This window comes from Streptomyces amakusaensis, from assembly GCF_039532665.1.
Classification (GTDB): Bacteria; Actinomycetota; Actinomycetes; order Streptomycetales; family Streptomycetaceae; genus Streptomyces; species Streptomyces amakusaensis.
In genome coordinates this window covers 1-21977 of the sequence record NZ_BAAASB010000013.1, presented here as the reverse complement: position 1 = coordinate 21977, position 21977 = coordinate 1, and the positions used below count along the sequence as shown (strand labels likewise).

Annotated in this window: 23 protein-coding genes and 1 pseudogene; 12 read left to right on the top strand and 12 right to left on the bottom strand. The window is 72.3% G+C overall.

Annotated features, from left to right (window positions below; genetic code table 11):
- Nucleotides 1–19: 19 nt before the first annotated feature.
- The 3 genes from ABD371_RS22860 to panB form a co-directional block, all read right to left on the bottom strand.
- Nucleotides 20–919: an ABC transporter permease gene (locus ABD371_RS22860; protein WP_344479685.1), complete on the bottom strand. Its 900-nt coding sequence runs from the start codon at nt 917–919 to the stop codon at nt 20–22.
- The gene (locus ABD371_RS22855) at nt 916–1929 is read right to left on the bottom strand and encodes an ATP-binding cassette domain-containing protein (protein WP_344479683.1); all 1014 of its coding nucleotides are present in this window, start codon (nt 1927–1929) and stop codon (nt 916–918) included. Before ABD371_RS22855 ends, ABD371_RS22860 begins: the two co-directional genes overlap by 4 nt.
- Nucleotides 1930–2041: 112 nt before the next feature.
- Nucleotides 2042–2902, bottom strand: a complete 861-nt coding sequence (gene panB / locus ABD371_RS22850; RefSeq protein ID WP_344479682.1) for a 3-methyl-2-oxobutanoate hydroxymethyltransferase — start codon at nt 2900–2902, stop codon at nt 2042–2044.
- Nucleotides 2903–3313: 411 nt separating this feature from the next.
- On the opposite strand from panB, the gene ABD371_RS22845 reads away from it, so the two are divergent.
- The gene (locus ABD371_RS22845) at nt 3314–4345 is read left to right on the top strand and encodes an endonuclease/exonuclease/phosphatase family protein (RefSeq protein WP_344479680.1); all 1032 of its coding nucleotides are present in this window, start codon (nt 3314–3316) and stop codon (nt 4343–4345) included.
- A gap of 83 nt (nt 4346–4428) precedes the next feature.
- Here ABD371_RS22845 and ABD371_RS22840 read toward each other — a convergent pair whose 3' ends face one another.
- The 3 genes from ABD371_RS22840 to ABD371_RS22830 all read right to left on the bottom strand — a co-directional run bounded on the left by ABD371_RS22840 (nt 4429) and on the right by ABD371_RS22830 (nt 8459).
- A complete protein-coding gene (locus ABD371_RS22840; protein WP_344479678.1) occupies nt 4429–6183 on the bottom strand; it encodes an NAD+ synthase in 1755 nt (584 codons plus the stop codon).
- 153 nt (nt 6184–6336) lie between these two features.
- Nucleotides 6337–7950, bottom strand: coding sequence for a multicopper oxidase family protein (locus ABD371_RS22835; RefSeq protein WP_344479676.1), 1614 nt, complete (start codon nt 7948–7950; stop codon nt 6337–6339).
- An 80-nt stretch (nt 7951–8030) separates the two neighbouring features.
- Nucleotides 8031–8459 carry a DUF6153 family protein gene (locus tag ABD371_RS22830; RefSeq protein WP_344479675.1) on the bottom strand — a complete coding sequence of 143 codons (429 nt, stop codon included), beginning with the start codon at nt 8457–8459 and terminating at the stop codon, nt 8031–8033.
- Between the two features lie 90 nt (nt 8460–8549).
- Between ABD371_RS22830 and ABD371_RS22825 the strand changes: the two genes are divergently transcribed.
- Nucleotides 8550–9224, top strand: a complete 675-nt coding sequence (locus ABD371_RS22825) for a DUF998 domain-containing protein (protein ID WP_344479673.1) — start codon at nt 8550–8552, stop codon at nt 9222–9224.
- Entirely contained in the window at nt 9224–10105 is an 882-nt protein-coding gene (locus ABD371_RS22820; RefSeq protein WP_344479672.1) for an alpha/beta fold hydrolase, read from the top strand. Before ABD371_RS22825 ends, ABD371_RS22820 begins: the two co-directional genes overlap by 1 nt.
- Here ABD371_RS22820 and ABD371_RS22815 read toward each other — a convergent pair.
- Nucleotides 10090–10509 (bottom strand): CBS domain-containing protein, encoded by a 420-nt coding sequence (locus ABD371_RS22815; protein WP_344479670.1) that lies wholly within the window; start codon nt 10507–10509, stop codon nt 10090–10092. The two genes, ABD371_RS22820 and ABD371_RS22815, sit on opposite strands and share 16 nt — an antisense overlap.
- Before the next feature lie 91 nt (nt 10510–10600).
- Between ABD371_RS22815 and ABD371_RS22810 the strand changes: the two genes are divergently transcribed.
- Complete coding sequence (locus tag ABD371_RS22810; RefSeq protein ID WP_344479668.1) at nt 10601–11056, top strand: DUF5990 family protein; 456 nt, start codon at nt 10601–10603, stop codon at nt 11054–11056.
- A 73-nt stretch (nt 11057–11129) separates the two neighbouring features.
- Here ABD371_RS22810 and ABD371_RS22805 read toward each other — a convergent pair whose 3' ends face one another.
- The 3 genes from ABD371_RS22805 to ABD371_RS22795 all read right to left on the bottom strand — a co-directional run bounded on the left by ABD371_RS22805 (nt 11130) and on the right by ABD371_RS22795 (nt 12886).
- Nucleotides 11130–11795, bottom strand: a complete 666-nt coding sequence (locus ABD371_RS22805) for a DUF305 domain-containing protein (RefSeq protein WP_344479667.1) — start codon at nt 11793–11795, stop codon at nt 11130–11132.
- Between the two features lie 5 nt (nt 11796–11800).
- A complete protein-coding gene (locus ABD371_RS22800; RefSeq protein WP_190121867.1) occupies nt 11801–12448 on the bottom strand; it encodes a thioredoxin-like domain-containing protein in 648 nt (215 codons plus the stop codon).
- Between the two features lie 66 nt (nt 12449–12514).
- Nucleotides 12515–12886 carry a hypothetical protein gene (locus ABD371_RS22795; protein ID WP_344479666.1) on the bottom strand — a complete coding sequence of 124 codons (372 nt, stop codon included), beginning with the start codon at nt 12884–12886 and terminating at the stop codon, nt 12515–12517.
- 239 nt (nt 12887–13125) lie between these two features.
- On the opposite strand from ABD371_RS22795, the gene ABD371_RS22790 reads away from it, so the two are divergent.
- Nucleotides 13126–14487, top strand: coding sequence for a glutamine synthetase family protein (locus tag ABD371_RS22790; protein ID WP_344479665.1), 1362 nt, complete (start codon nt 13126–13128; stop codon nt 14485–14487).
- Between the two features lie 104 nt (nt 14488–14591).
- Nucleotides 14592–14801, top strand: coding sequence for an antitoxin (locus tag ABD371_RS22785; RefSeq protein ID WP_344479664.1), 210 nt, complete (start codon nt 14592–14594; stop codon nt 14799–14801).
- A 54-nt stretch (nt 14802–14855) separates the two neighbouring features.
- On the opposite strand, the gene ABD371_RS22780 is transcribed toward ABD371_RS22785, so the two are convergent.
- Complete coding sequence (locus tag ABD371_RS22780) at nt 14856–15287, bottom strand: VOC family protein (protein WP_344479663.1); 432 nt, start codon at nt 15285–15287, stop codon at nt 14856–14858.
- 23 nt (nt 15288–15310) lie between these two features.
- On the bottom strand, nt 15311–15826 hold the full coding sequence (locus ABD371_RS22775) for a pyridoxamine 5'-phosphate oxidase family protein (RefSeq protein WP_344479661.1): 516 nt from the start codon (nt 15824–15826) through the stop codon (nt 15311–15313).
- Nucleotides 15827–16057: 231 nt separating this feature from the next.
- On the opposite strand from ABD371_RS22775, the gene ABD371_RS22770 reads away from it, so the two are divergent.
- From ABD371_RS22770 to ABD371_RS22745, 6 genes and pseudogenes are all read left to right on the top strand, one after another.
- On the top strand, nt 16058–19048 hold the full coding sequence (locus ABD371_RS22770) for a bifunctional [glutamine synthetase] adenylyltransferase/[glutamine synthetase]-adenylyl-L-tyrosine phosphorylase (protein ID WP_344479659.1): 2991 nt from the start codon (nt 16058–16060) through the stop codon (nt 19046–19048).
- 226 nt (nt 19049–19274) lie between these two features.
- Entirely contained in the window at nt 19275–20615 is a 1341-nt protein-coding gene (locus ABD371_RS22765) for an MFS transporter (protein ID WP_381734219.1), read from the top strand.
- 76 nt (nt 20616–20691) lie between these two features.
- Nucleotides 20692–21018, top strand: coding sequence for a PadR family transcriptional regulator (locus ABD371_RS22760; protein WP_344479655.1), 327 nt, complete (start codon nt 20692–20694; stop codon nt 21016–21018).
- Nucleotides 21015–21371: a DUF1048 domain-containing protein gene (locus ABD371_RS22755; RefSeq protein WP_344479653.1), complete on the top strand. Its 357-nt coding sequence runs from the start codon at nt 21015–21017 to the stop codon at nt 21369–21371. The genes ABD371_RS22760 and ABD371_RS22755 overlap by 4 nt, the downstream gene beginning before the upstream one ends.
- 1 nt (nt 21372) lies before the next feature.
- Nucleotides 21373–21699, top strand: coding sequence for a DUF1048 domain-containing protein (locus ABD371_RS22750; RefSeq protein ID WP_344479651.1), 327 nt, complete (start codon nt 21373–21375; stop codon nt 21697–21699).
- A gap of 100 nt (nt 21700–21799) precedes the next feature.
- A pseudogene (locus tag ABD371_RS22745) lies at nt 21800–21977 on the top strand (ABC transporter); the annotation flags it as partial.

The window sequence follows — 21977 nt, the reverse complement described above, 5'->3', positions numbered from 1 at the left end:
CAGCTCCCAGGTCCCGGGGTCAGGTCTTCTTCTGGAAGGCGCGGATCGCCAGCGGCGCGGTGACGACGGTGATCGCCGCCGCCCAGCCGAGGGTCGCCCAGACGGAGGAGGCCAGCTCACCGCCGTTGATCAGGGCGCGGGACGCGTCCGCGAGGTTGGAGAGCGGATTGTGGTCGGCGAAGGTCTTCAGCCAGTCGGGCATGGTCGACGGCTGGGCGAAGATGGACGATCCGAACTGGAGCGGCAGCAGTACCAGCATCGCCATTCCCTGGACGGCCTGTGCCGTCTTCAGCGAGAGACCGAGCAGGATGAAGATCCACATGAGCGAGGCGCCGAAGAGCAGGGAGAGCCCCATCGCGGCCAGCAGCTCCAGGACGGACGTCTTGATCTCCAGGCCGAGCAGAAAGCCCATGCCCAGCAGGATCAGCATCGCGACCGTCATCCGGCCGATCTCCACGACGATCTTCGCGATCAGTATCGAGGAGCGGGCGATCGGCATGGACCGGAAGCGGTCCATCACCCCTTTGTTCACATCGGTGTTGATGCCGGTGCCCACCGCCATGGAGATGCTCAGCCCCATCATCGCCATCAGGCCGGGGACGAGGTAGTTGACGTACTTGTCCTGGTTGCCCTCGCCGGACACCGCGCCGCCGAAGACATAGGTGAACAGCAGCGTGAAGATGATCGGCATCAGCACGGCGTCGGCCATCGACTCGGGGTCCTGCTTGATCTGAAGGGCGTTCCGCCGCACCAGGGCCCCGATGTGCCGCAGATGCGCCCTCGGGGTGATCCGGCCGCTTCCCCGGTCCCCTCCGCCGGCCGGGGGCCCGGTCCGCGCCGCCCCCGGGGCGCTTCCGGCACCCGTGTCCGTAGCCGTACCGGTGGTCGTACTGGTGGTCGTACTCGTACTCGTGCTCATACGGCGGCCTCCTCGGGAAGCGTCTCGGACACGGCCGGCGTCCCGCCGGTGATCGCCAGGAACACCTCGTCCAGACTGGGCAGACGGGTGTCGATCCAGGCGATGCCGTAGCCGTGGGCGGCCAGCAGCCCGACCACGGCGGTCAGCTGCTCGTCGGCGAGGATCGGAACGTACAGCTGCCCCTCCTCGGGGACGGCGCTCGCCCCGGCGATCCCGTCGAGACCGGACTCCCGCAGCGCCCGCGCCATCAGGGGCAGGTCGGCGGGGTCGCTGGGCCGGATCCGCAGGGTGCGGCCCCCGACCTTCGCCTTCAGCTCGTCCACCCCGCCGCCCGCGATGACCCTGCCCCGGTCGATGACGGTCAGCTCGTCGGCGAGCCGCTCGGCCTCCTCCATGTACTGCGTGGTGAGCAGCACGGTCATCCCCTCGGCGACCATGCGCTCGACCTCGTCCCACACCTCGTTGCGGGTCCTGGGGTCGAGTCCGGTCGTCGGTTCGTCCAGGAAGAGCACATCGGGCTCCCCGACCATCGAGGCGGCGAGGTCGAGCCGCCGCCGCATCCCGCCGGAGTACTGCGTCGCGGGCTTCTTCGCGGCCTCGGTGAGGCCGAAGCGCTCCAGCATCTCGTCGGCCCGCCGCCGGGCCGCCGGGCGGGAGAGATCGAGCAGCCGCCCGATCATGTACAGGTTCTCCCAGCCGGAGAGACGTTCCTCCACGGAGGCGTACTGCCCGGTGAGCCCGATGACCCGGCGCAGCCGCCGGGCGTCGCGCACCACGTCGTGGCCGGCGACCGTGGCGGTGCCCGCGTCGGGGAGGATCAGGGTGGCCAGGCAGCGTACGAGCGTGGTCTTGCCGGCCCCGTTGGGCCCGAGGACGCCGAGGACGGTGCCCTCGCGGACGGTGACGTCCACCCCGTCCAGCGCCTTGGTCCCGCCGTAGTGCTTGACCAGCCCCCGTACCTCGACGGCGGATGCCCCGCCGCCGGCCGGGCTGTTGTCGGTTCGTGTCATGCGTCCCACGATGGGCGACCCCGCCGACAGACCGGTGACAGACCACCGACAGACCGCCGACGGCCCGCCGGAGGGGGAAGGCCGGCGGGCCGTCGGTCGTGCCGGGAGCGGATCAGTGGAAGGTGTGCTCCTCCTGCGGGAACGCGCCGCCGGCGACGTCCTCGGCGAACGCCTTCGCCGCGTCGCCCAGGGTCTGCCGGAGGTTCGCGTACTGCTTGGTGAAGCGCGGCACCTTGCCGCCGGTGAGGCCGGCCATGTCGGTCCAGACGAGCACCTGCGCGTCGGTGCCCGCGCCCGCGCCGATGCCGACGGTCGGGATGTGCAGCGAGCGGGTGACCTCGGCCGCCAGCTCGGCGGGCACCATCTCCAGGACGACGGCGAACGCGCCCGCGTCCTGCGCGGCCTTCGCGTCCTTCAGCAGCTGGTGGGCGGCCTCGTCGCTGCGGCCCTGCACCCGGTAGCCCATGGTGTTCACGGACTGCGGGGTCAGCCCCAGGTGCGACACGACCGGGATGCCGGCCTGGACGATCAGCTCGGTCTGCGGCAGGGAGCGCTCCCCGCCCTCCAGCTTGACCGCGCCGACGCCGGCCTCCTTGACCAGCCGGGTCGCGTTGCGCAGGGCCTGTACGGGGCCCTCCTGGTACGAGCCGAAGGGCAGGTCGCCGATGATCAGCGCCCGGCGGGTGCCGCGCACCACGGCGGCGGACAGCAGGGTCATCTCGTCCATGGTGACCGGCACGGTGGTCTCGTAGCCGAGGTGGGTGTTGCCCATGGAGTCCCCGACCAGCATGACCGGGATCCCGGCCTCGTCGAAGACGGACGCGGTCATCGCGTCGTACGCGGTGAGCATCGGCCACTTCTCGCCGCGCTCCTTGGCGGCGGCGATGTCGTGGACGGTGATGCGCCTAGTGCCCTTGCCTCCGTACAGCGCCTTGCTGCTGTCGGCGGACTTCTGGGCAGCCTGAAGCGTCATGATCAACGGCTCCTCATGTCATCTCGAGGCGCCCTGACGGCGTCCCCGGATCACCTCCCATGGTGGCACTTCGTGTCGCCTGCACGGAAGGGGGCCGCTCCCTTCACGGAGCGTCGCACCCAGGGCACCCGTGGTGAGACGGCACGGCGTGCCACCCGGCCGGGCCGATGCCCCCGTACGCCGTACGGTGCGCCGCGCCGCGCACCGTACGGACGCCGCGCCGCGCGGCCCCCGCCGGGATGCGTGCTCGGTCACACCGGCCCCACCCGGCCCGATATCCGGAACCACGCACGCCGCCCACTCGTCATCGGCACAGAACGGCCGCCCCCGGAGAGGCGGGACAAGTACCGTCATCGCCTAGTGTCATCCGCGAGGCTCGTGTGACGGCGGCAAGGCAGTAAGGACAGCTCCATGGTGCAGGCGTACAAGACGGAGACCGGGAACGACGGCCCGGAGGACCTCGTCACCGATTCCCGCTCCCGGCGTCCGCGCGAACGGTGGCGCGACGACCCCGACATCTGGCGGCGCGGCATCGTCCTGGCGGTCTGCGCCGTGCTGCTGGCCCTGTTGATGGTCTTCCACGCCCAGATCCCCAACCGGATCGGCAACTTGGGCAGTCTGGGGGAGACCTTCCTGCCCTGGTTCGGGGTGGTCCTCGTCCCCGTGCTCCTCGCCGCCGCGCTGTGGCGGCGCTCGGCCACGGCGCTGATCGCCGTGCTCGCGCCCGCCGTCGTCTGGGTCAATCTCTTCGGCGGTCTGCTCACCGACAAGTCCACGGCCGGCGGCGATCTGACGGTCGCCACCCACAATGTCAACGCCGAGAACCCGGACCCCGAGGGCACCGCGGCGAAGGTCGCGGCCTCGGGCGCGGAGGTGCTGGCCCTTCAGGAGCTGGCCCAGGGTCAGGTCAAGGCCTATGAGCGGGCGCTCGCGGGCAGCTACAAGTACCACTCGGTGCAGGGCACGGTCGGGCTGTGGAGCAAGTACCCGCTGACCGGCACCAAACCCGTCGACATCGGGATGGGCTGGACGCGGGCGATGCGCACCACCGTGACCACGCCCAAGGGCGAGGTCGCCGTCTATGTCGCCCACATGCCCTCGGTCCGCGTGAAGATGCGCGCGGGCTTCACCGCGGGCCAGCGCGACGACAGCGCGGACGCGCTCGGCGAGGCGATCGCCGACGAGCGGGTCGGCAAGGTGGTGCTGCTCGGCGATCTGAACGGCACGATGAACGACCGGGCGCTGAACGCGGTCACGTCCCAGATGCGTTCGACGCAGGGCGCGGTGGGCGACGGCTTCGGCTTCAGCTGGCCCGCGTCCTTCCCGATGGCGCGCATCGACCAGATCATGGTCAAGGGCGTCGAGCCGGTGTCCTCCTGGACGCTGCCGCGCACGGACAGCGACCATCTGCCGATCGCGGCCCGGGTGAAGCTCGGCCCCTGACCGGGACAGTGAGACGCGAGAGGGCCCCCGGAGCACGCTCCGGGGGCCCTCTCGCGTCTTGTGTTCCGGCGTGTGCCGGTGTGTCAGTGCGTCGACTCGCGCCAGCGGTTGGTGATCGGCAGCCGGCGGTCCTTGCCGAAGCCCTTCGCCGAGATCTTGGTGCCCGGCGGGTACTGCCGCCGCTTGTACTCGGCGGTGTCGACCATCCTCAGCGTCCGGGCCACCAGCTCCTCCTCGTACCCGGCGGCCACGATCGCGTCCTTGCCCTGGTCCCGGTCGACGTACCGGGCGAGGATCCGGTCCAGCACGTCGTAGTCCGGCAGCGAGTCGGTGTCCATCTGGCCGGGGCGCAGCTCGGCGCTGGGCGGCTTGGTGATGGAGGCCTCGGGGATCGGCGGGGTCTGGCCGCGCTCCTCGGCGGCCCGGTTGCGCCACTTCGCCAGCCGGAAGACCGTCGTCTTGTAGACGTCCTTGATGGGCCCGTACGCGCCGACCGAGTCGCCGTACAGCGTGGAGTACCCCACGGCCAGCTCGGACTTGTTGCCCGGCGCGAGCACGATGTGGCCCTCCTGGTTGGAGACGGCCATCAGCAGGGTGCCGCGCAGCCGCGACTGGAGGTTCTCCTCGGCGAGCCCGGTCAGCCCCAGCGAGCCCATGTAGGCGTCGAACATGGGCTCGATCGACACGGTGCGGAAGTTGAGTCCGGTACGGCGGGCCAGCTCGGCCGCGTCGCCCTTGGAGTGGTCCGAGGAGTACTTCGAGGGCATGGAGATGCCGTACACGTTCTTCGCGCCGACCGCGTCGCAGGCGATCGCGGCGACCAGCGCGGAGTCGATGCCCCCGGAGAGCCCGATCAGGACCGAGCGGAAGCCGTTCTTGGCGGCGTACGCGCGCAGGCCCACCACCAGCGCGGAGTACACCTCCTCGTCGTCGTCGAGGCGGTCGGCGTAGCCGCCGGTCAGCTCGGGCTCGTAGGCCGGGACCGGCTCGGCGGAGATGACGGCGTGCTCGATCCGCAGCCCGTCGTCGACCACCCCGGAGGGGATCCCGCCGGCGGCGGGGAGTTCCAGATCGAGGACGACGCAGCCCTCGGAGAACTGGGGGGCGCGGGCGATGACCTCGCCCGCCGCGTCGACCACGATCGAGTCGCCGTCGAAGACCAGCTCGTCCTGGCCGCCGATCATCGCCAGATAGGCGGTGGTGCAGCCGGCCTCCTGGGCGCGCTTGCGCACCAGCTCCAGCCGGGTGTCGTCCTTCTCCCGCTCATAGGGCGAGGCGTTGATCGAGAGCAGCAGCCCGGCCCCGGCGGAGCGGGCGGCGGGCACCCGGCCGCCGTCCTGCCAGAGGTCCTCGCAGATGGCGAGGGCCACGTCGACGCCGCCGACCCGGATCACCGGCAGGGTGTCGCCGGGCACGAAGTAGCGGAACTCGTCGAAGACGCCGTAGTTGGGCAGATGGTGCTTGGCGAACCGCAGCGCCACCTCCCCCCGGTGCAGCACGGCGGCGGCGTTGCGCGGGGTGCCCGCGGGCTGGCCGTACCTCGGCTGGGCGCTCTCGGAGCGGTCCAGATAGCCGACGACGACGGGCAGCTCGCCGAGGCCCTCGTCGGCCAGGCGCGCGGCCAGCGAGCGCAGGGCGGCCCGGGACGCCTCCACGAAGGACGAGCGCAGGGCCAGATCCTCCACGGGGTAGCCGGTCAGCACCATCTCCGGGAAGGCGGCCAGATGCGCCCCCTGCGCGGCGGAGTGCCGGGTCCAGTGCACGATCGACTCGGTGTTGCCGGCGAGGTCGCCGACGGTCGAGTCGATCTGATTCAGGGCGAGGCGTAGTTGAGGCACGCCCCCCAGTGTAATCGTCTTTCTGACGCGATGTCCTGGTGGAGCGGTGTGGCACCGCCCACGGGTGCCCACGGCCGGCCGGGGGAGGCCCGGGGGCGGTGTCGTGGGCGGTGCCGTGGGCGGCCCGGACCGGCCGGGCCGCCCGCGCCGGGGTTACTTCCGGTAGCCGAGCACCGTCATCATGCCCGCCTCCGCGTGGTAGACGTTGTGGCAGTGGATCATCCACAGGCCCGGGTTGTCGGCGTCGAAGTCCACGCTCAGCGTCCCGTTGGGCAGGATGATCGCGGTGTCCTTGCGCGCCCCGCCGGCGGCGTTGGCGAGGGCGAAGGTGTGCCCGTGCAGATGGAGCGGGTGCCACATCCCCGTGGGGTTCCTGAAGACCAGCCGGACCCGCTCGCCGGAGCGCACCTCGTGCCGGGGCCCGGGGGAGTACGCCTTCCCGTCGAAGCCCCAGTCGTACTTCGCCATGCCCCCGGTCAGCTCGATCCTGATCGTGCGGTCGGGGGTGCGGCGGGGGAGCGCCACGGAGGCGTCGGCGCGCAGCCGGTCGGCGGTGAGCAGCTTCCCGGACAGCTCCTTCGGCCGCACGGAGGCGGCCGGGGCCGCCCCGCCGCCGGTGCGGAGCAGCGCGAGCGCGGTGGCGTTCTTGCCCTCGGCGACGGCGGTGAGCGGGAAGACGCCGTCCCCCGCCGTGATCAGCACGTCGTAGCGCTCACCCATGCCCAGCAGCAGGGCGTCGGTCTTCGCGTGCCGCACCGGGAAGCCGTCGGTGTGGGTCACGGTCATCTCGTGGCCGCCCAGCGCGACGCGGAAGGCGGTGTCGCCGCCCGCGTTGATGATGCGCAGCCGCACCCGGTCGCCGGGCTTCGCGCGGAAGACGGACGGGTCGCCGGGGACCCGCCCGTTGATCAGATGGTGCGGGTACGCCACGTCCCCGGCGTCGCCGCCGAGCAGCTCGCTGCGCGCGCCCATCATCATCCGCGACGGGCCCTCGGGGTCGGGCGCGGTCAGGCTCGCACGGGTCATCCCGCCGTGGCCCTCGTGCCCGCCGCCGCCCCCGCCCCCCTGCATTCCCTTGCTGAGTTCGGCGAGGACGGCGTCCGGGGTGGAGCCCTCCACCCCGTCGACCCAGTCGTCCAGGACGACGACCCACTCCTGGTCGTACTTCAGCGGCTCCTTGGGGTCCTCGACGATCAGCGGCGCGTACAGCCCCCGGTCCTGCTGGACGCCGGAGTGCGGGTGGAACCAGTACGTGCCGGGGTGCGCGAGGGCGAAGCGGTAGGTGAACTCCGCGCCCGCCTTGACGGGCCGCTGGGTGAGCCCGGGGACGCCGTCCATGTCGTTGCGGAGCGCGAGCCCGTGCCAGTGCAGCGAGGTCGAATCGGGGAGGTGGTTGGCGAGGGTGAGCGCCAGGGTGTCGCCGGCGGTGGCCCGCACCTCCTGGCCCGGCAGCCGGTCCCCGTAGGCCCAGGAGGGGACGGTCAGACCGTCCCCGAGGTCGAGCCGCGCGGCGGCGGCCGTGAGCCGCACCTTCCGCTCCGGGCCCCCGCGCCGGGCGGCCTCGGCCTCGGCGACCTCCTTGCCGCCGGGCTCGACGAACCCGTCGGCGGCCTTGGTCTCCTCGCTCCCCTTGCTCCCCTGGGACCCGTGGCCGCCGTGTCCGCCGCTCCCGTCGCCCCCGGAGGACGAGCAGGCGGCCAGGACACCGGTCCCGGCCACGGCGAGGGAGGCTCCGACGACGGAGCGGCGTGTGATGTGCGTACGCATGACTGAGTGCACCTCGTGGTGATGTCGGTGAAGGGCATACGGATGAGCCGCGCGCCGCCGCGAGGGCGGCGTGGCGAGGCCTAGATCCGCAGGACCGACAGATGCGTCAGCAGGGTGCGCGGGGGAGGGGCGCGGGGTGCGGGGGCGGGGCCGGGGCGCGGTCCGCGCACGCGGACGGCTTCTCGCGCGCGCCGCCGCCGCCACGCCCGTACGGCTCCGAGGAGCGCGACGCCCCAGACGCCGAGCACGGCCAGACAGACCAGCGACGGGTCCGTGCCGTGCCCGCCGGGCGCGGCGGAGCCGTGGTTCGCGTCCGCCGCCGCGTGGTGTTCCGCCGCGGCGGGGGGTCCGTGCGCGGCGGCCGGGGCCTGGGTGTGGGCCTGTTCGACGGCCGAGGCCGGGGAGGGATGCCCCAGGGTGTGCATGGTGGCGAGGCCGAAGAGCAGCACGAGCGGCAGCAGCGGCGTCCACAGCCTCCGCGTCCGCCGTACCCTCCACGCCCTTGCCATGGAGCGGATCCTACTCCTACCCCTACCGGGTAGGAGTGTCCGGGCCCCTGCCCGTGCCCCCGGTTCCGGCGGTCGGAGATCATTGTTCATATGATCGCCGTACTGATAGCCCTCGGGGCGCTCGTCTACACGGCCTGGCTGCTCGAAGTCGTCCTCACCACCGGCCTCGACCCCGTCCAGACCTACGTCAGCGAACTCGCCGCCGAAGACCAGCCCTTCGGCGGACTCTTCCGGGCCACCGACCTCGCCGCCGGACTGCTCGTCCTCGCCGGAGCGCTCTGGGCGTTGAAGACGGCGCTCGCCCACGCCTCCCGCACACCGTGGGACCTCATCGGCTGGGGCGGCGTCGCCCTCTTCGGCGCGGCCACCGCCGTCGACTCCCGGCTGCCGCTCAGCTGCGCGCCCACCGCCGACCCCGAGTGCGCCGCCCGGGAGACCGCCGGGCTCGTCCCCGCCACCCACACCGCGCACGCCGTCAGCTCCTCCCTCGCCATGACCGGTGCGATCATCGGAATCGTCGCGCTCACCGTCGCCGCCCGCCGCCACCGCCGCTGGCCCCTGCTGGCCCGGTTCGGCCCGGTCCTCGTCGCGCTCGAACTCGCCGCCACCGGCTGGACCCTCGCCTCCGTCGCCGCCTTCACGGCCGGGGAGGGCACCTACGCGCTGGGAGCCGGTCAGCGGTCGCAGGTCCTGTTCGTGGCAGTCTGGCTGGGACTGCTCGCGCTGTCCCTGGCGCGGGAGCGCCAAAGTGAGGCGGCACGCTGATGTTCGTACGGATCGGAGGCGTCCCCCACCATGTGGTCGCCGAGGGCAGTGGACCGGCCTGTGTGCTGAGCGCGGGCCTGGGCCTCAGCTGGTTCGACTGGGACGCCGTCGTGCCCCTGCTCGCCCCGTACCGGACGGTGGTCCGCTTCGACCGCCCCGGACACGGGCTCAGCGGCCCCGCGCTCGTCCCGCCGTCCGCCGCCGGTGAGGCCCACCGCATCGCGGGCGTCCTCGACGCGCTCGGTCTCGACGCGCCGGCCACCGTCGTCGGGCACTCGCTCGCCGGGTTCCACGCCGAGGCCTTCGCCCGGCTCCACCCCGCCCGCACCGCCTCCCTCGTGCTGGTCGACTCCAGCGTGGAGGAGGACGCCCGCACCCCCGCCGCGCCCGCCGTGCGCACGGCCGCCGCCCGGCTGGCCGGCGGCGCGCTCAGCGCCCTGGGCGTTCCCGCCGCGCTCGGGCCGCTCGCCCGGCGCGCCGCGGTCCGGCTCGCCAGGACCGGCGGCGGCGACCCGGCCCCCGCCGGGCTGGTGCACCGCTGCTACACCACCTCGCGCGTTGTCAGGGGCGCCCTCCTGGAGAACGCCCATTACCGTGCCGTGGCCGCCGAACTCCTCGCCCTGCGCGAGCGGCACCCGCTGGCCGGTACGCCCGTCACCGTCCTCGCCGCGACGGCGGGCGGCCGACGCTGGACCGCCCGGCAGCGGGAACTCTCCCTGGCGCTCGGCGCGCGCTTCCGGGAGGTCACCCCCGCCGGCCATCTGCTGATGCTGGACCAGCCGGAGGCGGTGGCCCGCGCGGTGCTCGGGGACGACGCCCCGGCGGACGGCGGCGAGGACGACCCGGCCGCCGACGAAGCCGCCGCTCAGCCCCTCGCGTAGACCCGCTCCACCCACCCCGCGAGCTGCTCCTCCGACAGATGCTGGGCGAGATCCGCCTCGCTGATCATGCCGACCAGCCGCTTGTCCTCGATCACCGGCAGCCGCCGGATCTGGTGCGACTCCATCTCCTGGAGTACGTCCTCCACACCCGAGTCCGACTCGATCCAGCGCGGGGTGCCCTGCGCCATCTCGCCCGCCGTCACCTTCGCCGGGTCGTGGCCCATGGCCACACAGCCGACCACGATGTCCCGGTCGGTGAGGATGCCGCAGAGCCGTTCATCGGCGTCGGCGATGGGCAGCGCGCCCACCTTCAGGTCGCGCATCAGCTGCGCGGCCCGGTCGAGCGTCTCGTGCGCGGGGATCCACTGGGCCCCCGCGTGCATGATGTCCTTTGCTGTCGTCATCGCGTACGCGCCTCCTCGAAGTGGCTTCGCGACCCATCGTCGGCTGGGCCAGGTGGAGTACGCGACCGGTGTAGGCCAAAAGGGTGAAAAAATGAAGGAAAAGGGAGCGGCGGGCGGCATGGCGGCACTGACACTGCGGATCACCGGTCGGGAACTGCCCGGCAGTGCTTGCGGGGAGTGGACCGATGTGCACATCGGCACCCAGCGCGGTCGCGAGCCCGATCAGCTGGTACGGGCGGACGCGGCCGAAGCCGTCTTCGAGATCCCGCTGTCGACGGTGACCGCCGCGGACGGCGGCGTCGACTTCCGGGGCCCGCACGTCCAGGGCCGGCGCGGCGCGCGCTTCGTCTACCTCACCTGGGGCGAGCTGCCGCCGGGCGGGGAGTTCGCCATGTTCCGCCGCGCCAAGCTCTTCCTGGCGGACCTGCCCGAGGCGGCGATCGCCTCCGGCGGCACCGCCGAGACCGTCATCGGCCTCACCGACCCCCAGGGCCTGCCGCTCTGCGCGGCGCTGCGCCCGCCCCTGATCAGCTGGTCCGCCAACTGACCCCGCCGCCCCGGCCGCCCCCGCTGCCCCGCCGTCCCCGGGCCGTGCCGGACGGCCCGGGGACGGCGAGTGATCAGGTACGGACCTGAGCGCCCCGCTTCTTCAGCAGGTCCACCATCAGCTCGACCTCGGAGCGCTGCGCGTCCACCATGCCCCGGGCGAGTTCCCGCTCCGGTCCCACGGTGCAGAGCCGCACACAGCCCTCGGCCATGTCGACGCCGCCGTTGTGGTGGACGATCATCAGCTGGAGATACTCGATCTCCGCCCGCTCCCCGCTCAGCCGGCCCAGCCGCGCCAGCTGCTCGGCGGTCGCCATGCCCGGCATCAGCGAACCCTCCCCGGCCTTCGCCATGGAGTGCCCGGCGTGCGGATCCTTCCCGTCCCCGCCGCCCGCCGCCATCCAGGCCATCGGCTCGGCGTCCGGGGCGACCTTCGGCAGGCCCCACAGATCCAGCCAGCCCAGCATCATGCCGCGCTGATTGGCCTGCGTGTTGGCGATGTCGTACGCCAGCCGGCGCACCTCCTCGTCGTCCGTGCGGTCACGGACGACGAACGACATCTCCACCGCCTGCTGATGGTGGACGGACATGTCCCGCGCGAACCCGGCGTCCGCCGACTCCGCCGTCGGCGCGGCGGGCCCGGAGGCCCCGCCGTCGCCGGCCGTCGCCAGCGTCGCCCCTCCGGCGAAGAGCAGCGCGAGCACCACCGCCGTGATGGACGCCCAGTGCGTACGCGTCATGCCCATCACTTGCCGCTGACGCCGCTGGTGCAGGCCGCGCCCGGCTCCGGGGTCTGCGGGCCCTGGATGTACTTCTCGAAGAACTGCGTCACCCGCTTGTCGCTCGCGCTGTCCACGCTCACCTGCTTGCCCCACGCGGTCAGCATGATCGGGTCGGCCTGGTCCTGGACCGGGCTGATCATCGTGTACGAGGTGTCCTTGACCCGGTCCTCAAGCTTCTTCACCTGGTCCTTCGGAGCCTTGTCGTTGTACGTCACCCACACCGCGCCGTGCTCCAGCGAGTGGACGGCGTTCTCGTTGGGGATCGGCTCCTTGTAGACATTGCGGTCGCAGTTCATCCACGCCTGGTGGTGGTCGCCGCCGACCGGCGGCTTCTGCGGGTAACTCACCGCCTTGTCGACATGGGTACGGCCCAGCTTCTTGGCGTCCCAGGACTTCTCCGCCGCGATCGGCTGCTTGGCCAGGGCCTCGCGCTGCTCCTCCTTGGCGGACTGCTTGTCGATGACATAGACGCCGAAGCCGACCAGTCCGGCGACGACCACGGCGCTGAGGCCGATGGTGATGAAGCGGTTGCGGCGCTCACGGGCCTGCTCGGCCTTGCGCAGGGCCTCTATTCGGGCGCGGCGGTCGTCGGTGTTCTTACGCGTGGCCATGGGTGTGGTCCTTCGTCGAAGAGCGGGGGATCAAACGGGGCGGTGCGGATCGAGGGCGTGGCCTTCTTACGTCCGCAGCACCTGAAGGACGTGCAGATCGGGGGCGCGAGGCCGGGCCGCGGTGCTGACCGGGGCCCCGGAGCGGACCGCCCGGTCGAGGCGCGGCAGCCGCGCCTCGGCGAGGGGAGGGGCGTCCGGCGGCTGCGGGGTGAGCACGGCGGGGGTGACCGTCGTCATCACACCGCAGGACCCGCTGTCGAAGGGACAGGAGTACGCCGGGGTCAGCTGCGCGGCCGGGCTCGTCGTCAGCAGCCGGGCGTGGTCCGTACCGGCCGGGCCCAGACAGATGAAGAGCGCGCCGAGGAACGTCGCCACAGCGCTCAGCAGCGCCGTGGGACGCCATACGCGGGCTCCCGGCCCGAGGCGCGAACCCCCCATGGTCGCAGATCGTAGCGAGCCGGGCCCCCGGGCACCTCATACGGGGCGGCTTAAAGCCGCCTTCCCCGGCCCCTTCCCCGCCGCCCCGGCCCGCCCGCCCCGGCCCGGGCGGGCTCCGGGGTCGTCTCCCCGGAGCCGCTCACTCACAATGGGCTCAGCCCGGGTTCGCAATGTGCCTGAAACCCATGGATGGGATGCTCAGGGGAGCAGGCGGCTTGACCAGCAAGGATTGGGTGGAAATGGATAAGCAGCAGGAATTTGTGCTCCGTACGCTTGAGGAGCGCGACATCCGGTTCGTGCGCCTGTGGTTCACCGATGTGCTCGGCTTCCTGAAGTCGGTCGCGGTGGCCCCCGCCGAGCTCGAGCAGGCCTTCGACGAGGGCATCGGCTTCGACGGCTCGGCCATCGAGGGCTTCGCCCGCGTCTACGAGTCCGACATGATCGCCAAGCCGGACCCCGGCACTTTCCAGATCCTCCCCTGGCGCGCCGAGGCCCCCGGCACCGCGCGCATGTTCTGCGACATCCTGATGCCGGACGGCTCCCCCTCCTTCGCCGACCCGCGCTATGTCCTCAAGCGGATGCTCGCCAAGACCTCCGACCTCGGCTTCACCTTCTACACCCACCCCGAGATCGAGTTCTTCCTCCTCAAGGACAAGCCGCTGGACGGCAGCCGGCCCGTGCCCGCCGACAACTCCGGCTACTTCGACCACACCCCGCAGAACGTCGGCATGGACTTCCGCCGCCAGGCCATCACCATGCTGGAATCCATGGGCATCTCGGTGGAGTTCAGCCACCACGAGGGCGCGCCGGGCCAGCAGGAGATCGATCTGCGCTACGCGGACGCGCTCTCCACCGCCGACAACATCATGACCTTCCGCCTGGTCATGAAGCAGGTGGCGCTGGAGCAGGGCGTCCAGGCGACCTTCATGCCCAAACCCTTCAGCGAGTACCCGGGCTCCGGCATGCACACCCACCTCTCCCTCTTCGAGGGCGACCGCAACGCCTTCTACGAGTCCGGCGCGGAGTACCAGCTCTCCAAGGTCGGCCGATCCTTCATCGCCGGCCTCCTCAGGCACGCCGCCGAGATCTCCGCCGTCACCAACCAGTGGGTCAACTCCTACAAGCGCATCTGGGGCGGCTCCGCCCGCAGCGCCGGCGCGGGCGGCGAAGCCCCCTCCTACATCTGCTGGGGCCACAACAACCGCTCCGCCCTCATCCGCGTCCCCATGTACAAGCCCGGCAAAACCGGCTCCTCCCGCGTCGAGGTCCGCTCCATCGACTCCGGCGCCAACCCCTACCTCACCTACGCCGTCCTCCTCGCCGCCGGCCTCAAGGGCATCGAAGAGGGCTACGAACTCCCCCCCGGCGCCGACGACGACGTCTGGGCCCTCTCCGACGCCGAGCGCCGCGCCATGGGCATCGAGCCCCTGCCCCAGAACCTCGGCGAGGCCATCTCCCTGATGGAACGCAGCGAGCTGGTCGCCGAGACCCTCGGCGAGCACGTCTTCGACTTCTTCCTGAGGAACAAGAAGCAGGAGTGGGAGGAGTACCGCTCCGAGGTCACCGCCTTCGAACTGCGGAAGAACCTGCCGGTGCTCTGACCCGCACCGGGCCCCGGAGCCCGCGCCGCCGCCCGGGATGCGGAGGGCGGGTTGTGCGGTGACCCTGGAGGGGACGGGGGAAAGAGTGCTGAAGGGATGAGCCCATGTCCGTACTGGACAAGCTGAAGCAGATGCTGAAGGGCCATGAGTCCAAGGTCGACAAGGGTGTGGACAAGGCGGGTGACGCCTTCGACGCGAAGACCAAGGGCAAGTACAGCGGCCATGTGGACAAGGCGCAGGACAAGCTCAAGGGACAGTTCGGCACGGGCAGTCAGGACCAGCCTCCGCCGCCGCCCCCGCCGCCGGCGGGCTGAGGGGAGGCGGGGCGGCCGGGACGGCGGCCGGGTCACGGCCCGGCCGCCCATCCGTCAGCGCTGGGACAGCGGGGACGGGGCTTCCTGGACCGACCAGGCGTTTCCGTCGGGGTCGGAGAAGAAGAGGAAGGAGTTCCACTCGCCGCCCCTGCCGTCCTCCCAGCCGCTCGCGCCCACGTGCTGGATCTCGCTGACCGCCACCGACCGCTCGACCAGGGCCGCCCTGGCCGCCGCGATGTCGGTGACGCAGAGCTGGAGCCCGCGCAGGGAGCCCGGGGCGGCCGAGGGCTGCCCGGGATGGTCGGGGAAACCGCCCATCAGGGCGATCGAACAGCGTGAGCCCGGCGGGGTCAGCTGGATGATCCGGACGCCCGGGGCCACCTCCTGGTCGACGTCGACCGCGAAGCCGCAGCCCTCCGCGTAGAACTTCTTGGAGCGGTCCAGGTCCGTCACCGGAACCCTGACGACCTCAAGTGTCCATTCCATGGGGAAAATCCTTTCGACGAGGATTACTCACGGGTGAACCGCCACCGTGTCTGACCGTAGGGGGATTTCGCGAATCCGAAGGCCGTGCGCGGCTCCACCCGGAACACCAGCGCGATGCCCGCGTCGGCGACGAACGCCCCGTCGCGGACCTCGAAGGTCCACTCCGCACCGTATTTCGCGGTGTACGCGGCGGCCAGCGCGCGCAGCCGCTCCTCGTCGGTCAGCCGCACCGCCTCGCCCTCGACCACCAGGTCGTACCCCTCCCGCAGGGTGTTGGCCCCGGTGGTGAGAACGACCTCGGGGTTCTCCCGCAGGTTCCTGGCCTTGCGCTCCTCGGGCCCGGTGCAGAAATGCAGCGCGCCGTCCAGCCAGACGGCGAGCAGCGGGGTGACGTGCGGGCGGCCGTCCGGGCGTACCGTCGACAGCCAGAACAGCTCGGCCGCCCGGAGCCGGGCGACCGCGTCGGACCAGTTCTCGGCCGTGGCCGACTCCTCGCTGTAGCGGGCGTCCAGTTCGGCACGGGGCTCGGTCTCCGCCATGGTGGTCCTCTCCATCGGGTCCGTCGGGAACATCGGTTCGTCATGGTGTGGACCGACGCGACGGCCACAACTCATCGGTCCCGGCGGGACCGGTTTCCTCGGAGGGCGGCCGCTGCGACTAGTCTCGATTCCACCGGCCTTGATCGCAGGACGGGACACCGTCCGGGCCACGGGCGCGGCACCCCGCGCGGCACCACCGCGCGGAGCGGCTCAGAACGAGGAGACGGCGGGATGACGGCGGTACCCGGGCGCAGAAGCAGTACCTTCACCCGGCTGGTCCGGCACGGCTTCACCGACCCCGGAGCCGCCCACCGGCTGCTCGATCTCCCCGTGATGACGGCCGTCCACAGCGACCCCGTGCTCCTCGACGCGCTCGGCGCGGTCGCCGACCCCGATCTCGCCCTCGGCGGCCTGGTACGACTGGTGGAGGCACAGCCCGAGGAGGACCGCCGGGTCCTCCTCGACACCCTCCTCGCCGCCAAACCCCTGCGCGACCGGCTCCTCGGAGTCCTCGGCGCGTCCGAGGCGCTCGGCGACCACCTCGCCCGGCACCCCGGCGACTGGCGGACGCTCGTCACCTGGGAGGCGGCGGACCTCCACCCCGGCGTCGAGGAGTTCGAGCACAGCCTCGCCGAGGCCGACGACCCGGTCTCGCTGCGCATCGCCTACCGGCGCAGCCTCCTCGGCATCGCGGCCCGCGACGTCTGCGGCACGATCGACCTCAAGGAGACCGCCGCCGAACTCGCCGACCTCGCCACCGCCACCCTGCGCGCGGCGCTCGCCATCGCCCGCACCGCCGCCCCCGAGGACGCGGCACAGTGCCGTCTCGCCGTCATCGCGCTCGGCAAGTGCGGCGGCCACGAACTCAACTACGTCTCCGACGTCGACGTCGTCTTCGTCGCCGAACCCGCCGGCGGCGCGGAGGAGAACAGCGCGATCCGGGCCGCGACCCGGCTCGCCTCCCATCTGATGCGGATCTGCTCCGAAACCACCGTCGAGGGCACCATCTGGCCGGTCGACGCCAATCTCCGCCCCGAGGGGCGCAACGGCCCGCTGGTACGCACCCTCTCCAGCCATCTCGCCTACTACCAGCGCTGGGCCAAGACCTGGGAGTTCCAGGCCCTGCTCAAGGCCCGGCCGGTCGCCGGCGACCCGGCCCTCGGCGAGGAGTACATCGCGGCCGTGTCCCCGCTGGTCTGGCAGGCCGCCGAGCGCGAGAACTTCGTCCCCGACGTCCAGAAGATGCGCCGCCGCGTCATCGACAACATCCCGGCCGCCGAGGTCGAGCGCGAGCTGAAGCTCGGCCCCGGCGGACTGCGCGACGTCGAGTTCGCCGTCCAGCTGCTCCAGCTCGTCCACGGCCGCAGCGACCCTAGCCTCCGCAGCGGCAGCACCCTCGACGCGCTCCAGGCACTGGCCGCCGGCGGCTACGTCGGCCGGGCGGACGCCGGCCAGCTCGACGACGCCTACCGCTTCCTGCGCGCCATGGAGCACCGCATCCAGCTCCACCGGCTGCGCCGCACCCATCTCGTCCCCGAGGACCCGGCCGATCTGCGCCGCCTCGGCCGCTCGCTCGGCCTGCGCATGGACCCGGTCTTCGAACTGAACCGGGAGTGGCGGCGGCACGCCTCCGTCGTCCGCAGACTGCACGAGAAGCTCTTCTACCGGCCGCTCCTCGACGCCGCCGCCCAGCTCGCCCCCGGCGAGACCCGGCTCTCCACCCAGGCCGCCCGCCAGCGCCTCGAAGCCCTCGGCTACGCCGACCCGGCCGCCGCCCTGCGCCATCTGGAGGCACTGGCCTCCGGCGTCAGCCGCAAGGCCGCCATCCAGCGGACCCTGCTGCCGGTCCTGCTGGGCTGGTTCGCCGACTCCGCCGACCCCGACGCCGGGCTCCTCGGCTTCCGCAAGGTCTCCGACGCCCTCGGCAAAACCCCCTGGTACCTGCGGCTGCTGCGCGACGAGGGCGCCGCCGCCGAGAACCTCGCCCGGGTCCTCTCGGCCGGCTGGCTCGCCCCCGACCTGCTGCTGCGCGCCCCCGAGGCGGTCGCCATCCTCGGCGACCCCGGCGGCCTCAACCCGCGCTCCCGGGAGCACCTGGAGCCCGAGGTGCTGGCCGCCGTCGGCCGCCAGGCCAGCGCCGAGACCGCCGTCGCGGTGGCCCGGGGCGTACGCCGCCGGGAGCTGTTCCGCACCACCGCCGCCGACCTCATCAGCTCGTACGGCACCGAGGAGAGCCCCGCCGAGGCCGACACCGGCGCCCTGGCGGACCGCGTCGGCGACGCCGTCACCGACCTCAACGCGGCGACGATCGCCGGCGCGCTCCGGGCCGCCGTGCGCGAACGCTGGGGCGACGAGCTGCCGACCCGCTTCGCCGTCATCGGCATGGGCCGCTTCGGCGGACACGAGCTGGGGTACGGCTCCGACGCCGACGTCCTCTTCGTCCACCAGCCCCGCGAGGGCGTCGACGAGCAGGAGGCCGGGCGCGCGGCGCACGCCGTCGTCTCCGAGATGCGCAGACTGCTCCAGCTCCCCACCGCCGATCCGCCGCTCCTCATCGACGCCGACCTCCGGCCCGAGGGCAAGAGCGGCCCCCTCGTCCGCACCCTCGCCTCCTACGAGGCGTACTACCGGCGCTGGTCGCTGGTGTGGGAGAGCCAGGCGCTGCTGCGCGCCGAGCCGATGGCCGGGGACCGCGAGCTGGGGGAGCGCTTCATCGAACTCGTCGACCCGCTGCGCTACCCCCACGACGGCGTCGGCGAGGACGCGGTGCGCGAGATCCGCAGGCTCAAGGCCCGCATGGAGTCCGAACGGCTGCCGCGCGGCGCGGATCCCACGCTCCACACCAAACTCGGCCGGGGCGGGCTGAGCGACGTCGAGTGGACGGTCCAGCTCATCCAGCTGCGCCACGCCTGGGCCGAACCCGGCCTGCGCACCACCCGTACCCGGCGCGCGCTCTCCGCCGCCCACGCCGCCGGGCTGATCGCCGCCGAGGACGCCCAGATCCTCGACGAGGCCTGGGTGCTGGCGTCCCGCGTCCGCAACGGCGTGATGCTGGTACGCGGCCGGGCCGGTGACACCTTCCCCTCCGACGGCCGCGAACTGGCCGCGCTCGGCCGCTACCTCGGCTACGGACCCGGCCATGTCGGCGACATGCTCGACGACTACCGCCGCATCACCCGCCGCGCCCGCGCGGTGATGGAGGCCCTCTTCTACGACGCCTGACCGGGACCCGGGGCCGGGCCGGGGCCGGGGACCCGGGCGCACCGGAAATCCGGTGGCACGGCGGCGCGCGGCGCGCATAGCTTGTGCGCTCGTGACCCATGATCCGGAGCGTTCGCCGCAGGCCCCGCCCACTCCTCCCGACCGCGGGGACGGCGGCGGGGACGGCGGGGACGGCGGACTCTTCTCCGGCGCGTACGCCGCCGCCACCTACAGCTTCGCCGCCGTGATGTTCCTGACCGGACTCGCCGCGCTGGCCGTGATCCCCACCCTGCCGACGGCCGCCCGCGACCTCGACGGGGTGGCCCTCTTCCCGCTGGTGGCCGGCTGCTTCGTCGCCGCGAGCCTGCTGGGCGGAGTACTGGGCGGCCACTGGGCCGACCGGGCCGGGGCACGGCGTCCGCTGGCCGCCGGCATGGCACTCGCCGTCGTGACGCTGCTGGTCTCCGGGGCCAGCACCTCCATCTGGCAGCTGGCGGCCGGACGGTTCCTCGACGGGCTGGCGGCCGGAATGGTCGCCGTGGCGATCAACACCGCCATCGGACAGGCCTATCCCGAACGGCTGCGCCCCCGCGCACTCGCCCTGATGAGCACCTGCTGGATCGTTCCCTCGCTGATCGGACCGCCACTGGCGGGGCTGGTCGTGGAGTGGTGGTCCTGGCGCGAGATGTTCTTCGGACTGGCCGCGCTCACCGCCGTACCCGCCCTGATCGTCGTGGCGCAACTGCGCGGCGGCTCCTGGTCGCCCGAGCCCGAGCCCGAGCCCGAGCCCAAGACCTCGCCCGCAGAGCCGTCGGCGACCGGCGCGGCGCGCCCCCCGCTGCTGGTCGCCACCGCCGTCAGCCTCGGCGCGGCGCTGGGCCAGTACGGAGTCTCCGGCTGGGACGCACGCCATCTGCTGTTCTCGGTCGCCGGCTTCGCCCTGCTGGCCGTCTTCGCGCCCCGGCTGCTCCCGCCGGGCACTTGGCGCGCCGCGCGCGGCCTGCCGGTCACGGTGCTGCTGAGGGGGCTGGGCTCCGGGGTGTTCTTCACCCTGGAGGCCCTCGTACCGCTGATGCTCGTCACCGGTCGCGATGTCTCGCCCCCGGCGATCGGACTGGCCTTCACCGGCGCGGCCCTCGCCTGGGCCGCCGCCTCCTGGGTGCAGGGAAGGCTGGAGAACTGCCCGCGCGAACGGCTGGTCGTGGCGGGTGCGCTGGTGATGGCGGCGGCGGTCGTGACCGCCGTCGTCGGCGCGCACCCCTCGACACCCTCGCCCGTCGCCGGATCGTCCATGGTCGTCGCGGCCCTCGGCATGGGCCTGCTCGCCCCCGCCGTCACCGTGCTCTCGCTCGCGCACAGCCCGGCCGACCGGCTGGGCCAGGCCAGCAGCGCGATGCAGACCAGCCAGAACCTGGGCCAGATAGCCGTCCTCGGCCTCGCGTCCGCCCTGTTCAACGCCTTCGCTCAGGGAAGCGCGAGCGACACCGTCGGCTACGCCACCGCCTTCTCCCTGCTCCTGCTCCCGTGCGCGCTGCTCGCCCTGCTCGCCTCCCGGGCCCGCCGGGTCCGAGCCGCACCGGGGCGCTGACATCCTCCACTACTCGGTGGTACCGTATAGTCGTACTCGGTGCTACGCAGTACCACTGGGTCGAGGAGGACTCACCATGGACGACCTGACGGAGATGCTGAAGGGCACGCTCGAAGGGTGCGTGCTCGAAATCATCGGCCGCGAGGAGACCTACGGGTACGCCATCACCCGCCGGCTGCACGAGCTGGGCTTCGCCGACGTCGTCGAGGGGACGGTGTACACCATCTTGCTGCGGCTGGAGCGGAACAAGCTCGTCCAGGTGACGAAGCGGCCGTCCGGGGTCGGTCCGCCGCGCAAGTTCTATGCGCTCAACGACGTCGGACGCGAGGAACTCGCGAAGTTCTGGACGAAATGGCAGTACGTCTCAACACGCATCGACAGGCTCAAGGAGGGCGGGAGATGAACTTCTGGGAGACCATCACCGGCAGCGATCTCACCAGGGACTGGAAGGCGTTCGAAGTCCGGGCCGAGGCCCTGCCGGACGACCACCGGGCGGCATGGGGCCAGATCAAGGCCCATCTCTTTCCCCATGGGGACTTCACCGGCCGCAATCTGATGCCGATCCTCGACGCCGCCCTGGGGCTGCTCGAAGAGACGGCGGCGGACGGGCAGAGCGTCCCCGAGGTCCTCGGCGACGACGTCCGGGGCTTCTGCGCGGCGCTGGCCGGCGGGGAAGGGGCGCGTACCTATCGCGACCGGTGGCGCGAGCAGTTGAACAGGAACGTCGCGAGGAAACTGAGCCGGCTGGGAGGCTGAGATGGGCATCCAGGACATCATCGAGGGCAAGAAGCAGTGGCGGGCGCACACCGCCCGGGTCAAGGCGCTCCCGCCGGACTACCGGATCGTCTACCAGGAGATGCGGAAGTACCTGTTCAAGGTCGGACCGGTCGACCTGCTCGGCGAGTCCCTGCTCCCCGGGGTCGTCGACTTCTTCGAGGAGGGCGCCGCCGGGGGCAAGGGGGTCCTGGAGCTCATCGGCACCGACGTCGCCGCGTTCTGCGACGGCCTGATCAAGGACTCGCGCACCTACGCGGACGTCTACCAGGATTCCATCGCCGGGGAACCCGGCACCGCCGGGAAGTAACACCCGCGTCCCGTACCGGCGGGCGGGGCGGCCCGCGCGCGTGAAGCCGCCGCGAACCCTGCCCCCCGCCCGCTTCTCCCCACTCCGAAAGGAAGCCGTCATGGCTTTATCTGTCATGCTCATGTCAAATAATCAGGGGCGGCGGCCGTCTGCCGCGGTCTCCGCTCTCGGTCTGCGCAAGTCGTACGGGGAGAGGACCGTGCTCGACGGCGTCGATCTGGCCGTCCCCGAGGGTTCGGTCTTCGCGCTGCTCGGCCCGAACGGGGCGGGCAAGACCA

Coding starts and splice junctions, on each gene's coding strand:
- ABD371_RS22835 (WP_344479676.1), bottom strand. CDS start 7,950: ATGCGTACGCACATCACACGCCGCTCCGTCGTCGGAGCCTCCCTCGCC.
- ABD371_RS22795 (WP_344479666.1), bottom strand. CDS start 12,886: ATGGGGGGTTCGCGCCTCGGGCCGGGAGCCCGCGTATGGCGTCCCACG.
- ABD371_RS22765 (WP_381734219.1), top strand. CDS start 19,275: ATGTTCCTGACCGGACTCGCCGCGCTGGCCGTGATCCCCACCCTGCCG.
- ABD371_RS22820 (WP_344479672.1), top strand. CDS start 9,224: ATGTTCGTACGGATCGGAGGCGTCCCCCACCATGTGGTCGCCGAGGGC.
- ABD371_RS22755 (WP_344479653.1), top strand. CDS start 21,015: ATGAACTTCTGGGAGACCATCACCGGCAGCGATCTCACCAGGGACTGG.
- ABD371_RS22790 (WP_344479665.1), top strand. CDS start 13,126: ATGGATAAGCAGCAGGAATTTGTGCTCCGTACGCTTGAGGAGCGCGAC.
- panB (WP_344479682.1), bottom strand. CDS start 2,902: ATGACGCTTCAGGCTGCCCAGAAGTCCGCCGACAGCAGCAAGGCGCTG.
- ABD371_RS22830 (WP_344479675.1), bottom strand. CDS start 8,459: ATGGCAAGGGCGTGGAGGGTACGGCGGACGCGGAGGCTGTGGACGCCG.
- ABD371_RS22855 (WP_344479683.1), bottom strand. CDS start 1,929: ATGACACGAACCGACAACAGCCCGGCCGGCGGCGGGGCATCCGCCGTC.
- ABD371_RS22760 (WP_344479655.1), top strand. CDS start 20,692: ATGGACGACCTGACGGAGATGCTGAAGGGCACGCTCGAAGGGTGCGTG.
- ABD371_RS22845 (WP_344479680.1), top strand. CDS start 3,314: ATGGTGCAGGCGTACAAGACGGAGACCGGGAACGACGGCCCGGAGGAC.
- ABD371_RS22815 (WP_344479670.1), bottom strand. CDS start 10,509: ATGACGACAGCAAAGGACATCATGCACGCGGGGGCCCAGTGGATCCCC.
- ABD371_RS22750 (WP_344479651.1), top strand. CDS start 21,373: ATGGGCATCCAGGACATCATCGAGGGCAAGAAGCAGTGGCGGGCGCAC.
- ABD371_RS22805 (WP_344479667.1), bottom strand. CDS start 11,795: ATGACGCGTACGCACTGGGCGTCCATCACGGCGGTGGTGCTCGCGCTG.
- ABD371_RS22770 (WP_344479659.1), top strand. CDS start 16,058: ATGACGGCGGTACCCGGGCGCAGAAGCAGTACCTTCACCCGGCTGGTC.
- ABD371_RS22810 (WP_344479668.1), top strand. CDS start 10,601: ATGAAGGAAAAGGGAGCGGCGGGCGGCATGGCGGCACTGACACTGCGG.
- ABD371_RS22780 (WP_344479663.1), bottom strand. CDS start 15,287: ATGGAATGGACACTTGAGGTCGTCAGGGTTCCGGTGACGGACCTGGAC.
- ABD371_RS22785 (WP_344479664.1), top strand. CDS start 14,592: ATGTCCGTACTGGACAAGCTGAAGCAGATGCTGAAGGGCCATGAGTCC.
- ABD371_RS22860 (WP_344479685.1), bottom strand. CDS start 919: ATGAGCACGAGTACGAGTACGACCACCAGTACGACCACCGGTACGGCT.
- ABD371_RS22800 (WP_190121867.1), bottom strand. CDS start 12,448: ATGGCCACGCGTAAGAACACCGACGACCGCCGCGCCCGAATAGAGGCC.
- ABD371_RS22825 (WP_344479673.1), top strand. CDS start 8,550: ATGATCGCCGTACTGATAGCCCTCGGGGCGCTCGTCTACACGGCCTGG.
- ABD371_RS22775 (WP_344479661.1), bottom strand. CDS start 15,826: ATGGCGGAGACCGAGCCCCGTGCCGAACTGGACGCCCGCTACAGCGAG.